This window comes from Ruoffia sp. FAM 26254 (genome assembly GCF_045528545.1).
Lineage (GTDB): Bacteria > Bacillota > Bacilli > Lactobacillales > Aerococcaceae > Ruoffia > Ruoffia halotolerans.
Window position 1 is genome coordinate 43,416 of the sequence record NZ_JBGQQY010000012.1, and the last position, 13,247, is coordinate 56,662.

Sequence of the window (13,247 nt, forward strand, 5' to 3'; positions counted from 1 at the left end):
TTATCCACAAGTTTTCCTTTGAGTTATGAACATATCAACAAGGTGTTTATTGTGTGTATAATTTCACTCAGATTTAGTGCATAACTTTTTAGAATGTGATAAGATAGGCAAGTATTGAGACTAACTTATCCACAACTGGGTGTTGATAACTCTATTTTAATTCACTTATGCACAGTTCTTTTTCACCTGTTGATAACTCAAATGTGCATGAGTGCATAACTTATTTTTGTTTTTATAGCTTGTGGAAAACTCATAGTATGCTAAAATTATTTTACTTATAATTATATGGTGAAATTTGTTTTCGGTAATTGAGAGGAATTGAATCTAATGGAAGAAAAAGAAAAATTTTGGAGGGATTGCCAGCACTATATAAGTGAACGCCTGTCCGATCAATCATTCGATAATTGGGTTGCACCAGTCTATCCAACTCGAATTGGAGATCAGACTATCACTTTAGCTGTACCAAATGCTCTAACCAAAAACTATTGGGAAAGACATCTATCTGGTTACGTCATTCAGTTTAGTCTTGAAGTGTATGGTTTGGAATATACACCGACTTTTGTAATCGTACCTGAAGATCAACGTGAATCGAATCAAGCTAAGAAAGTCGTACCTGAGGTCGAAGACACAGGTGAATTCTCAGAATCACAGTTAAACCCAAATTACGTGTTTGAGACATTTGTTATCGGTGAAGGTAATAAGATGGCTAATGGAGCGGCTTTAGCGGTCGTTGATTCGCCAGGTAAAACCTACAATCCTCTATTAATATATGGAGGCGTTGGTTTAGGTAAAACTCACTTAATGCAAGCAATTGGTAATGAAATTAAACGTAAACAACCCTCAGCAAGAATAAAATACTCTACCAGTGAATCTTTCATGAATGACTTTATTACAGCGATTCGTGATGGGTCACAAGCAGAGTTTAGAAGTATGTACCGTGAAATTGATGTTCTATTAATAGATGACATTCAGTTTTTATCTAAGAAAGATAAAACTCAAGAAGAGTTTTTCCATACATTTAATGAGCTTTATAATAATAATAAGCAAATTGTTCTAACGAGTGATCGTCTACCGAACAACATTACAAATTTGGAAGAACGTTTAATAAGTCGCTTTAAATGGGGCTTATCCACGGACATTACTCCACCGGATTTGGAGACACGGATTGCGATTCTTCGTAAAAAAGCGTCTAGTGAGCAATTAGATGTGAGCCCTGATACATTAACGTATATCGCCAATAACGTCGACACCAACATTCGTGAATTAGAAGGTGCTTTAGTGCGAGTGATTGCTTATGCAGCCATTCAAGGAAAAGAAATTGATACCGAACTTGCTGCCTCTGCCTTACATAATATCATTAATAAAGGCGAAGCGAAGCCTCTAACACCTGATGAAGTTATTGATTACGTCAGTCGCTATTATCAAATCACCCCTGAAGACATTCGTGGTAAAAAACGAACTAAAAATATTGTCTTCCCGCGCCAAGTAGCGATGTATCTAACACGTGAATTAACGGAAATGTCTTTCCCTAAAATCGGAGAATTCTTTGGAAATAAAAATCATACAACCGTCATTCATGCCTATGAGAAAATCACAGATGAGATTGAAACAGACATTCAATTGAAGAATGAAATCAATCAATTGAAGCAAAGACTTCAAAGATAAATTATTAACATGTGTATAAGTTGTGACTGAACTCTGGACTTATGCACATGTTGACGAACAAGCATTTTGGCTTACATTCATGCATCAATGATGATTATGCACAGAATTAACAGCCCCTACTACTACTATTACTTATTTATTAATATATAATATATATATAAGGAGTGACGATATGAAATTTACTATTGGAAGAGCAGCATTTACTGCACAATTAATTGACGTATCTCGAGCAATTCCCTCGAAAGCAACAATCCCTATTTTAACTGGTATAAAAATTACAGCGACAAAAGAAGGTATTACTTTAATTGGTTCTGACGCTGAGATATCTATTGAGAGTTTCTTATCAGTACAAGATGATTCTTTAGGTTTAGAAATTGAAGAAACTGGTAGTATCGTTGTAACAGCTAGAATTTTTAATGATATTGTACGAAAACTACCTACAACTAAAGTGACGATCGAAACAAATGAGCAATTCATATTAACAGCTACTTCAGGAGAAGCGATTTTCTCATTGAACGGTACAGATGGACAATCATACCCTCGCTTACCTGAGATTGAATCCGATCGTAAGATCAACTTACCAACGGTATTATTTAAAGAATTAATTAGTCAAACAATCTTCTCAGCATCAAATCAAGAAAGCCGTCCTGTCTTAACAGGGGTTCACTTAATGATGAACGAAGGTCACATTACAGGTGTTGCTACAGATAGTCACCGACTAAGTCGTCGCCAAATCCCTGTTGAATTTACAACGGATCAAGCTAACTTTGAAGCAATCACAATACCTAAGAAAACATTGAATGAATTAGAACGGATTGTTCAAGATGATCAAATGATTGAAATGATTGTGACAGAACAACAAGTTATCTTTTTAATTGATAATTTAACAATCTATTCTCGTTTACTTGAAGGGAATTATCCTGATACAGATCGTTTATTACCTTCATCACATACGACTGAAATTGTCTTAAACGCAGATCAATTCCTACATGCGATTGACCGTGCAAGTCTAATGTCACATCAAGGTAAAAATAACGTCGTTCAATTAGACATTACGGAGGACAACGTTGATTTATCTGTTCAAGGAAGCAGTTTAGGTTCCGCGAATGAATCAATCAGTGCTAAGTCAATCACAGGTGAACCAATTAAAATTTCATTTAACCCTGATTATATGAAAGATGCTTTACGCTCATTTAGTGGTGTCGACATTAATGTTGGCTTTACTTCAAGTGTCCGTCCTTTATTAATTTCGGCTCTTGAGAAAAGTGAAACACCTAACAATGAATTACTGCAATTATTAACACCAATTCGTACGCACTAATATTGAAATGAAACTCCTGTCTTATCTAGCCCAAGCGGTTAGTAAGATTAGGAGTTTTTTTTTATTAAGTTGTCTGAAACGAGCAACTAAGTTATAATGAACTGTTGCGAAAATAAGTAGTTTCCCTTAGAAAAGTTATCCCCATGTGCATAACTTTTCTAAGCGTGAAGAATTATTTTAAAATTAGTTGCCAAATCGGTCATTTTCCATAAATACAAAAAATAGACGGTTTTGGGTAAATGTTAAAAAATAAGCTTTTCTACCTAATAATGTATTTAAAAGCTAAAATGACGTAAAAATAGCTATTAAATTTGATGTTTAGCCGATTTAAAGGTATAATATAAGAGAATAAATATGCTGATTGGGTGATAAAAAATGGATGAACGTGTAATAGAAATTACGACGGAGTATGTAACTTTAGGTCAAGTTTTAAAAATTACTGATATTATCCAAAGTGGTGGAATGGCAAAATGGTATTTAAGTGAATATTTTGTCTATGTAAATGATGAAGAAGAACAACGCCGTGGACGTAAATTACGCGAAGGCGATGTCATCGAATTCCCTCACGAGGAAGTAAAAGTATTCATTAAAAATAGAGATTAATGAAAGTAAAGCAATTACAACTAAAAAATTATCGTAATTATGAATTGCTTGACTTAACATTTAATGACGGCTTAACGATTTTAACTGGTGAAAATGCCCAAGGAAAAACCAATCTCCTTGAGGCGATTTTTTTGTTATCCATGGCAAAAAGTCATCGGACCAACCATGATAATGAGTTAATTCGTTGGGGTGAATCTTACGCTCAAGTTGAAGCAACAATTGAAACCAAAAATTATGACTTTCCTTTGTCACTGTCTTTTGGCCTTAAAGGTAAAATTGCTAAGGTAAACCATATTGAACAAGCAAAGCTAAGTCATTTTATTGGAAAATTAAATGTCGTCTTATTCGCACCGGAGGATCTTCAGTTAATCAAAGGTTCTCCTAGTTTGAGACGCAAATTTTTAGATTCTGAGTTGGGTCAATCCCATCCAGTTTATCTACAAGCACTTCTTGATTACAATCGCATTTTAAAGCAGCGCAATCGCTATTTAAAAGAGAATGGCTACAAAAAACAATTTGATCAAGTTTATTTTGATGTGATTACGGACCAACTTATCGAAAAAGCGGTTGAAATCATTACTTATCGAATTGAATTTGTAGAAGCTCTTGATGAACTTGCTCGCCCTATTCATAAGTCACTTTCAAATCAACGTGATATTTTGAGTTTGGAATATAAGAGCAGTACATCGAAGTTAGATTATGAGCAATTAGATACACTTGACCAACAATTCCATCGTTTATATGAGAATTCTCTAGAAAGAGAAAAAGAACGGGGCGTTACCGCTTATGGGCCGCATCGTGATGATTTGTATTTTGCATTGAATGAAAAAGATGCACAAAACTTCGCATCGCAAGGACAGCAAAGAACAATTGTCCTATCTTTGAAGTTAGCTGAGATTGAATGGCTAAATAATCGGATTGGAGAATATCCAATTTTACTATTGGATGATGTCTTATCTGAATTAGATGATAATCGACAACATATATTAATGAGCCAGATTGAAGGGAAAGTTCAAACATTCCTGACTACAGCTACAATTAAAGGGTTAAACCTGACACAATTAGAACATGCACAAATCTTGTATGTTGAAGATGGGCAGATTACCGAAGAAGGAGAGTAGAACATGCCAGATAATATTAATGAACAAAACTATGACGCGAATCAGATTCAAGTCCTTGAAGGTCTTGAAGCGGTTCGTAAGCGTCCGGGTATGTATATAGGTACGACAAGTATTGATGGTTTACATCACTTAGTGTGGGAAATCGTTGATAATTCAATTGACGAGGCACTTGCAGGTTATAGTGATCATATCGAAGTCGTTATCGAAGCGGATAATACAATTACAGTTACCGATAATGGTCGTGGAATTCCAGTAGATACTCAAAAAAAAACGGGTCGTCCCGCTGTTGAGACCGTCTTTACGATGCTTCACTCTGGAGGTAAATTCGGTGGTGGCGGTTATAAAGTTTCCGGAGGACTTCACGGGGTAGGTGCAGCAGTCGTAAACGCGCTGTCTTCTCACTTATACGTCGAGGTTTCCCGTAATGGTAAAGTATACCGTGAAGAATTTGAACGCGGGAATATCGCGAAAGAATTGGAAATCGTCGGGACATCTGAACATACAGGAACAAAAGTAAACTTTAAAGCCGATCCTACGATTTTTACTGATACAACGGACTTTAAATACAATATCTTAAAAGAACGTATTCGTGAATTAGCTTTCTTAAATAAAGGTTTACGTATTAGTCTAGAAGATAAACGTGAAGAGCGTGAAGAATCAGATAGTTTCTTCTATGAGGGTGGTATTCAAAGTTTTGTTGAATACATGAACGAAGACAAGCAAGTCTTACATGAGAAACCAATTTACTTAGAAGGTGAATCTGACGGGATTCAAGTTGAGATTGCTTTACAATATACAACCGATTACGCAACTAAAATTCTATCTTTTGCTAATAATATTCATACCCACGAAGGTGGAACACATGAATCTGGGTTAAAAGCTGGATTAACGCGTGTCATCAATGATTATGCACGTTCAAATAACTTACTAAAAGACTCAGATGATAATTTATCTGGAGATGATACTCGAGAAGGTTTAACTATTGTATTGTCTGTTAAACATCCGGACCCACAATTTGAGGGACAAACAAAGACGAAACTTGGTAACTCTGAAGTTCGTACAATTACAGACCGTCTTTTTTCGTCTAATTACGAATCTTTCTTATTAGAAAATCCAAAAGTAGCAAAAATCATTATCGAAAAAGGTATTTTAGCTTCACGTGCAAGAAATGCAGCAAAACGTGCCCGTGAAATGACACGTAAGAAATCTGGCTTAGAAATTGCTAACTTACCAGGTAAGTTAGCTGACTGTTCAAGTCGTGATCCAGAAAAAAGTGAATTATTTATCGTGGAGGGTGACTCTGCCGGTGGATCAGCGAAACAAGGACGTTCAAGAATGTACCAAGCAATTTTACCCATTCGTGGTAAAATTCTTAACGTTGAAAAAGCGTCAATGGATCGTATCTTAAATAACGAAGAAATCCGTTCATTATTTACTGCAATGGGAACAGGTTTTGGTTCTGAATTTGATGTATCAAAAGCTCGTTATCATAAATTAATTTTGATGACCGATGCGGATGTTGATGGAGCACATATTCGTACGCTATTATTAACATTAATTTTCCGTTATATGCGTCCTTTATTAGAAGCGGGTTATATTTATATTGCTCAACCGCCTCTTTACCAAATTAAACAAGGTAAAAAAGAATTGTACCTTGATACAGACGAACAATTACGCAAATGGCAAGCAGAAAATCCAGATGCGCGTTACTCTCTACAACGCTATAAAGGTCTTGGAGAGATGGACTACGAGCAACTGTGGGATACAACAATGAATCCAGAAAATCGTCGCTTACTTCGTGTAACGATCGATGATGCTGAGATTGCTAACGATGTTATGGAAATGCTTATGGGGGACGAAGTTCCGCCACGTCGTGAATTTATTGAAGAAAATGCCGTTTATGTACAAAATTTAGATACATAATTACTACAACGTATCTATGTCTCATAAACAGAAAGGAATAAAAATATGAGTGAAATTTTCGGAGATAATCACCGCGAAATTGAATCAATTAATCTTCCAGATGAAATGCGAACGTCATTCCTTGACTATGCAATGAGTGTTATTGTCTCACGTGCACTTCCAGATGTACGTGATGGTTTGAAACCCGTTCAGCGCCGTATTTTATATGGGATGAATGAATTAGGAGTTACCCCTGATAAACCACATAAGAAATCTGCACGTATTGTTGGGGATGTTATGGGGAAATATCACCCCCATGGGGACTCAGCAATCTATGAAGCGATGGTACGTATGGCACAACCATTTAGTTACCGTCAATTACTCGTGGATGGGCACGGGAACTTTGGTTCAGTCGATGGTGACGGAGCAGCGGCAATGCGTTATACGGAAGCACGTATGTCGAAAATTGCCTTAGAAATGCTTCGTGATATTAATAAAGATACTATTGATTTTCAAGAAAACTATTCTCAAGAAGAAAAAGAACCCGTAGTATTACCTGCTCGTTTCCCTAACCTGTTGGTAAACGGTGCGGCTGGTATTGCTGTGGGGATGGCAACAAATATTCCGCCACATAATTTAGGTGAAGTCATTGATGGTGTGATTGCGCTAATGCACAATCCAGAAATTACTGTCGAAGAAATTATGGAACACATTCCAGGTCCGGATTTCCCAACGGGTGGTATTGTTATGGGGAAATCAGGTATTCGTAAAGCCTACAAAACAGGTAAAGGGAAAATCATTATCCGTTCAAAAGTAGACATTGAACCCATTGGTAATGATCGTGAACGTATTATTGTTTCAGAATTACCCTATGGAGTAAATAAAGCGAATTTAGTTAAACGTATTGCTGAATTAGCTCGTGAAAAACGAATCGAAGGTATTACTTATGCTAACGACGAGTCTGCACGTGAAGGGACACGTGTGGTTATTGAAGTAAGACGTGATGTTTCTGCCAGTGTTGTCTTGAATAACCTTTACAAATACACTCCAATGCAAGTGTCATTTGGTTTTAATATACTTGCGATTGACGGTGGCGTACCTAAAGTCCTAGGTATTAAAGATATTCTTGATAAGTATTTAGATCACCAAATTGAAGTGATTCGTCGTAGAACTGAATTCGAGAAACGTAAAGCAGAAAATCGTGACCATATCTTACAAGGATTATTGATTGCTTTAGATCATATTGATGAAATTATTACGATTATCCGTTCATCTCGTGATGGTGAGACAGCTAAAACACAATTAATCGAAAATTACGGACTTACAGATGTCCAAGCACAAGCAATACTCGATATGCGTTTAGTTCGTTTAACTGGCTTAGAACGTGAAAAAATTGAGAAAGAACACAATGATTTACTCGCATTGATTGAACGCTTAACTGAGATTTTAAGTAACCAAGAGCGTATGTTTGAAATTATTGAAGATGAATTAACAGATTTAAAAACACGTTTTGGCGATGAACGTCGAACGGAATTACAAATTGGGGATTTAATGAACATCGATGACGAAGATTTAATCGATGAAGAAGATGTATTAATCACTTTAACTGCTAACGGATATGTGAAGCGAATGACTCAAGATGAATTCCAAGTTCAAAACCGTGGTGGACGTGGTGTTAAAGGTATGGGCTTAGGAGATAACGATGAAATTCAAACACTTGTCTCAGCTTCAACCCATGATACCCTATTATTCTTTACGAACCTCGGACGCGTATTCAGCCTTAAAGGGTACGATATTCCAGAATACGGACGTCAGGCAAAAGGTTTACCAATCGTAAACTTAATTAGTCTTGGTACTGGAGAAGTAGTGAAACAAATTATTTCAGTGAATAAATCAACCGAAGAATCTGGTCAATCTGATAGTTACTTATTCTTTGTAACGCGAAGTGGTACAGCAAAACGTACTAAATCATCAGATTATTATAATATTCGTCAAAATGGATTAATCGCAATTAACTTAAAAGAAGGCGATGAATTAGTCAATGTTATGGAAACAACGGGTGAACACAACATTGTTATCGGAACACATAACGGAAATGCGATGACTTTCAATGAAAGTGATGTTCGTGTGATGGGGCGTACTGCCACAGGTGTCCGTGGTATTAAATTACGTGATGACGATTATGTTGTTGGATCTGACGTATTGACTGATGAGCACGAAGTCTTAGTTGTAACTGAAAATGGTTATGGTAAACGAACGCCTGCTTCAGAATATACACCTAAAAATCGTGGAGGTCTTGGAGTGAAAACGTCCAATATCTCTGAGAAGAGTGGTAAATTAGCAGGTATCGTGACCGTTAAAGGTGATGAAGACTTGATGATTATGACTGATCAAGGTGTTGTAATCAGATCACACGTTGGTGGTATTTCCCAAACATCTCGTGCTACCCTTGGTGTTCGTATGATTCGATTAGATGACGATGCTATTGTTAGTTCGATCGCTACGATTCCAGCAGCTGAAAAAGATGTTACAGAGGAAGAGGTCATTGAACATATTGATGACGTCAAAGTTGACCGTGAGTCAGTAACTTCCGAAGATGTTGAACTCAATGAAGAATTATCAGAAAGAATTTCAGAAGCAGTAGAAGATACTGAAGAAGAGTTTGATGAAGATAATGAATAATAAATGAACAAAGAAGCGACAAGCTTTCATCATTTGATGAGCTTATCGCTTCTTTTATGTGCTTATTTTTCTTAGTTTGTTGACGGTTTAAGATGTCGAACACGGACGACACCTTCGATATTTTCAAGTGCAATTTTACCATTTTCTTCGATATCATTGTCTAAATCAATCATTGTACAAGCCCATCCATTGCGAGGTTTGTTCGTTAATCGGTTAATATTCAGATTGTGTTGAGAAAGTACATGAGTAATCTGACCAATCATGTTCGGAATATTACGGTGTAACACTGTTATACGGCAAACTGTTTGAATTGGACCAAAATTAATCGTAGGGAAATTCACTGAATGATGAATGTTTCCATTTTTTAAGTAATCCATTACTTGATCAATGACCATATTTGCTGCATTCGCTTCACTTTCAGGCGTTGATGCACCGAGATGTGGAATATTAATCGTATTTTTCATAGTTAATGTTTTTTCATCAGGGAAATCGACGACATATTTACCTATACTTCCATTATTAATTGCGTCTTCCAAGGCATTTAAATCCACTAAACCACCACGGGCACAGTTAATAATGATTTGACCTTTTTTGGCTTCAGCTAATAATTCTGCATTTAAATAATTTTTAGTACTGTCATTGTATGGAATATGTAATGTGATGTAATCACAGTTTTGCATAATATAATTAATATCATATTGAGTTTTTGTTGAGGGATTTAAGCCGAGAGCGTGTTGGACCGATAAGTATGGGTCATAACCGTAGACATCCATCCCTAAACCTAAACACATATTAGCAACAAGCACACCAATGGCACCTAAACCAATGATACCAATTTTCTTATCGGCTAATTCGGGTCCAACAAATTGTTTTTTACCTGCTTCAACTTTTGATCCAATATCAGATTGGCCTACGAGCGTTTGAGTCCATTCTAAGGCCGATTCAATGTTTCTTGAAGACATAATCAAAGAAGACAGAACTAACTCTTTCACACCATTTGCGTTGGCACCTGGTGCATTTGCAACAACAATTCCCTTCTTGGTCAATTCATCAATTGGGATATTGTTAACACCTGAACCTGCTCGGCCGACAAATTTTAATTTTTTTGGTAAGTCCATCTGATGCATATCAGCACTTCTTACAATAATGGCATCTGCTTCGGAATCACTATGATTTAAAGTAAATTCGTGTGTTAGCTTACTTAATGCATTGGCATCAATATTGTTTAATGTTTTAATTTTAAATCTTTTTTCTGTATAGCTCATTTTGTACCTCGCTTATTATCATTTTCAAAGACTTTCATAAAGTTAATGAGTGCATCGATACCTTCCATCGGCATGGCGTTATAGATACTCGCACGCATGCCACCGACTGATCGGTGTCCTTTCAAGTTATGTAGACCTTTTTCTTGGGCTTCTTTAGCGAAAGCTTTATCTAAATCCTCTGAATCGGTTCTAAAAGTCACATTCATAATTGAACGGTTCTCTTTACGAGCTGTCCCTTGATAGAAATCACTTTGGTCAATGTAGTCATAAAGTTTAGCCGTTTTTTCTTTATTGATTGCTTCGATGGCTTTCACACCACCTTGCTCTTCTAACCAAGCAAATACTTGACCAGCTACATAAATAGCAAAAGTAGGAGGTGTGTTATACATTGAATCTTTATCAATTTGTGTCGCATAATCGAGCATTGTAGGCGTGATATCTTGAGCCTTACCTACTAGGTCTTTACGCACAATGACAATAGTTAGACCCGCTGGTCCCATATTTTTTTGAGCTCCAGCATAGATTAGGCCAAATTTAGAGACATCATATTCTTCTGATAGAATATTCGAAGACATATCAGCGACTAAAGGAATACCGTCAAATTGTGGTAATTCTTCTGGTTTAAAACGCGTACCATAGATTGTATTGTTCAAACACAAATGTACATAATCAGCATCTGGACGGACATTAATAGCGTCGTTATTTGGAATATAGGTAAAATCATCCTCTTCAGTACTTGCTGCGATTTGAATATCACCGTAGCGAAGTGCTTCTTTATAAGCTTTTTTAGAGAAACTTCCTGTTAAGATATAATCAGCTTTACCTGATTTATTTAATAAATTTAATGGTACACTTGAAAACTGAGTTGATGCCCCACCTTGTAAAAATAATATTTCGTAAGTATCTGGAATATTCATTAGGTTACGTAATGATTGTTTAGCATTCGCATGAATTTCCATGTAGGATGGAGATCGGTGGCTCATTTCCATAACGGATAGGCCTTGCCCATGGTAATTTGTTAGGTTTTTACTAACATCTTCTAATACTGAAACTGGCAGTGTAGATGGTCCTGCAGAGAAATTATAAATGCGATTCATCTTAAACGCTCCTTTTTAATTAATGATATGAGCATTATATCACAAATAAAATAAAAACTAAGGACTTTTATTAAAATAAGATGAAAACAATGTAAAATGTCTCATAAAAAACTTTCAAATAAAGCTTGTAATCAAATAATGATAAATGTATAATTCATAGATGTGAGTATTTAACTATACTCTCCTTGCTCTAATAAATTTTTAGGGCCATCAGACCAAAAGGAGGTGCAAGCCAAATGAGCCAAACAACAAAATACGAAATTTTATATATTATCCGTCCTGACTTAAACGAAGACGAGAAAAATGAATTAGTAGAACGTTTCGATGGTATCTTAACAGCAAACGGAACTACAATTGTTGAGTCGAAAGACTGGGCAAAACGTCGCTTAGCATATGAGATTAATGATTATAAAGAAGGAATTTATCATTTAATCACAGCTGAAGCTTCAGATGCTGCAGGAATCAACGAATTCGACCGTTTAGCTGCGATTAATCGCGGAATCTTACGTTTTATGATTACTAAAGTAGAAGCTTAATTTGTTTCACGTGAAACACTTTGAAGGAGGTTGTAATTGTGAACACAGTTCAATTAGTGGGACGTTTGACACGAGAAGTTGACTTAAAGTTTACTTCTTCGGGTATTGCAGTAGGTACTTTTACCATAGCCGTTAATCGCAATTTTACTAATCAACAAGGTGAGCGTGAAGCTGATTTTATTAGTTGCGTAATCTGGCGTAAATCAGCAGAAAACTTTGCTAACTTTACTCGTAAAGGATCTCAAGTTGGAGTCGAAGGACGTCTTCAAACACGTAATTATGAAAACCAACAAGGTCAACGTGTCTATGTTACTGAAGTAGTTGTAGAACAGTTCCATTTATTGGAACCACGTTCAGTTACAGAACAAAGACCTGCGGATACTAGCAACAATAATAGCGGTAGTAGTTATGGTGGCGGACAAAGTTATAACAATAACAACACTCAAAACCAACAAAACAACTACAACAATAACCAATCATCGTATCAAAACAATAATTCAAATAACAATAGTGGAGGATTGGGTAACTCACCATTTAATATGGAAGATGGCACGCCAGTTGACATCTCTGAAGATGACTTACCATTCTAATCTTTCAACATTCGTTTAAAATATAAAGGAGGATAACACCTATGGGACAACGTCGTGGTGGAAGACGCAGAAAAAAAGTATGTTTTTTCTGTGCAAATCATATTGATCACCCTGATTATAAAGACGTGGATTTAGTTAGCCGTTTCGTATCTGAAAAAGGTAAAATTTTACCTCGTCGAGTTACAGGTACTTGTGCTAAACATCAACGTACTTTAACTTCAACAGTTAAACGTACTCGTATTATGGCACTCATTCCATTTACAATTAAAGACTAATTTTAATTGGCTCTTTGTCAAATAGGGTTGATGACTCATTTTAATCAAGATCAAGCAGCATAAGTTGTTGCTTGATCTTTTTTATTTGTCTGAGGGACATATAATCGCGTCATAAGTAAAATACGGTCTCTAAAATGACTGTAATTTCGATAGCCGTAGGCTGTTCGTTTCAATACTTTAATTTTATTAT

Annotated in this window: 12 protein-coding genes; 9 read left to right on the forward strand and 3 right to left on the reverse strand. The window is 36.1% G+C overall.

Going from position 1 to position 13,247, the window contains the following annotated elements; all coding sequences use genetic code 11:
- The first annotated feature begins 327 nt into the window (after nt 1–327).
- From dnaA to gyrA, 6 genes are all read left to right on the forward strand, one after another.
- Nucleotides 328–1,665, forward strand: coding sequence for a chromosomal replication initiator protein DnaA (gene dnaA, locus ACEN3Z_RS04825; RefSeq protein WP_407089865.1), 1,338 nt, complete (start codon nt 328–330; stop codon nt 1,663–1,665).
- Between the two features lie 172 nt (nt 1,666–1,837).
- Nucleotides 1,838–2,986: a DNA polymerase III subunit beta gene (gene dnaN, locus ACEN3Z_RS04830; protein ID WP_407089866.1), complete on the forward strand. Its 1,149-nt coding sequence runs from the start codon at nt 1,838–1,840 to the stop codon at nt 2,984–2,986.
- Between the two features lie 375 nt (nt 2,987–3,361).
- Entirely contained in the window at nt 3,362–3,589 is a 228-nt protein-coding gene (gene yaaA / locus ACEN3Z_RS04835; RefSeq protein ID WP_138403764.1) for a S4 domain-containing protein YaaA, read from the forward strand.
- Nucleotides 3,589–4,710, forward strand: coding sequence for a DNA replication/repair protein RecF (gene recF, locus ACEN3Z_RS04840; RefSeq protein WP_407089867.1), 1,122 nt, complete (start codon nt 3,589–3,591; stop codon nt 4,708–4,710). The genes yaaA and recF overlap by 1 nt, the downstream gene beginning before the upstream one ends.
- A gap of 3 nt (nt 4,711–4,713) precedes the next feature.
- Complete coding sequence (gyrB, locus tag ACEN3Z_RS04845; protein WP_407089868.1) at nt 4,714–6,633, forward strand: DNA topoisomerase (ATP-hydrolyzing) subunit B; 1,920 nt, start codon at nt 4,714–4,716, stop codon at nt 6,631–6,633.
- 45 nt (nt 6,634–6,678) lie between these two features.
- Entirely contained in the window at nt 6,679–9,294 is a 2,616-nt protein-coding gene (gene gyrA / locus ACEN3Z_RS04850; protein WP_407089869.1) for a DNA gyrase subunit A, read from the forward strand.
- A 71-nt stretch (nt 9,295–9,365) separates the two neighbouring features.
- On the opposite strand, the gene ACEN3Z_RS04855 is transcribed toward gyrA, so the two are convergent.
- Together ACEN3Z_RS04855 and serC are read right to left on the reverse strand one after the other, a co-directional pair.
- The gene (locus ACEN3Z_RS04855; protein WP_407089870.1) at nt 9,366–10,559 is read right to left on the reverse strand and encodes a 3-phosphoglycerate dehydrogenase family protein; all 1,194 of its coding nucleotides are present in this window, start codon (nt 10,557–10,559) and stop codon (nt 9,366–9,368) included.
- Complete coding sequence (gene serC / locus ACEN3Z_RS04860; protein WP_407089872.1) at nt 10,556–11,656, reverse strand: 3-phosphoserine/phosphohydroxythreonine transaminase; 1,101 nt, start codon at nt 11,654–11,656, stop codon at nt 10,556–10,558. The genes ACEN3Z_RS04855 and serC overlap by 4 nt, the downstream gene beginning before the upstream one ends.
- 236 nt (nt 11,657–11,892) lie before the next feature.
- On the opposite strand from serC, the gene rpsF reads away from it, so the two are divergent.
- Genes rpsF through rpsR form a run of 3 tightly spaced genes read left to right on the forward strand, consistent with a single transcriptional unit; the run spans nt 11,893 to nt 13,057 of the window.
- Complete coding sequence (gene rpsF, locus ACEN3Z_RS04865; protein ID WP_338486829.1) at nt 11,893–12,192, forward strand: 30S ribosomal protein S6; 300 nt, start codon at nt 11,893–11,895, stop codon at nt 12,190–12,192.
- Nucleotides 12,193–12,230: 38 nt separating this feature from the next.
- Nucleotides 12,231–12,782 (forward strand): single-stranded DNA-binding protein, encoded by a 552-nt coding sequence (gene ssb / locus ACEN3Z_RS04870; RefSeq protein ID WP_407089873.1) that lies wholly within the window; start codon nt 12,231–12,233, stop codon nt 12,780–12,782.
- Nucleotides 12,783–12,823: 41 nt separating this feature from the next.
- A complete protein-coding gene (rpsR, locus tag ACEN3Z_RS04875; protein ID WP_138403756.1) occupies nt 12,824–13,057 on the forward strand; it encodes a 30S ribosomal protein S18 in 234 nt (77 codons plus the stop codon).
- 50 nt (nt 13,058–13,107) lie between these two features.
- On the opposite strand, the gene ACEN3Z_RS04880 is transcribed toward rpsR, so the two are convergent.
- Nucleotides 13,108–13,247, reverse strand: a 140-nt coding sequence (locus ACEN3Z_RS04880; RefSeq protein WP_407089874.1) for a transposase, incomplete at its 5' end; no start/stop codon positions are given.

Coding starts and splice junctions, on each gene's coding strand:
- dnaA (WP_407089865.1), top strand. CDS start 328: ATGGAAGAAAAAGAAAAATTTTGGAGGGATTGCCAGCACTATATAAGT.
- dnaN (WP_407089866.1), top strand. CDS start 1,838: ATGAAATTTACTATTGGAAGAGCAGCATTTACTGCACAATTAATTGAC.
- yaaA (WP_138403764.1), top strand. CDS start 3,362: ATGGATGAACGTGTAATAGAAATTACGACGGAGTATGTAACTTTAGGT.
- recF (WP_407089867.1), top strand. CDS start 3,589: ATGAAAGTAAAGCAATTACAACTAAAAAATTATCGTAATTATGAATTG.
- gyrB (WP_407089868.1), top strand. CDS start 4,714: ATGCCAGATAATATTAATGAACAAAACTATGACGCGAATCAGATTCAA.
- gyrA (WP_407089869.1), top strand. CDS start 6,679: ATGAGTGAAATTTTCGGAGATAATCACCGCGAAATTGAATCAATTAAT.
- ACEN3Z_RS04855 (WP_407089870.1), bottom strand. CDS start 10,559: ATGAGCTATACAGAAAAAAGATTTAAAATTAAAACATTAAACAATATT.
- serC (WP_407089872.1), bottom strand. CDS start 11,656: ATGAATCGCATTTATAATTTCTCTGCAGGACCATCTACACTGCCAGTT.
- rpsF (WP_338486829.1), top strand. CDS start 11,893: ATGAGCCAAACAACAAAATACGAAATTTTATATATTATCCGTCCTGAC.
- rpsR (WP_138403756.1), top strand. CDS start 12,824: ATGGGACAACGTCGTGGTGGAAGACGCAGAAAAAAAGTATGTTTTTTC.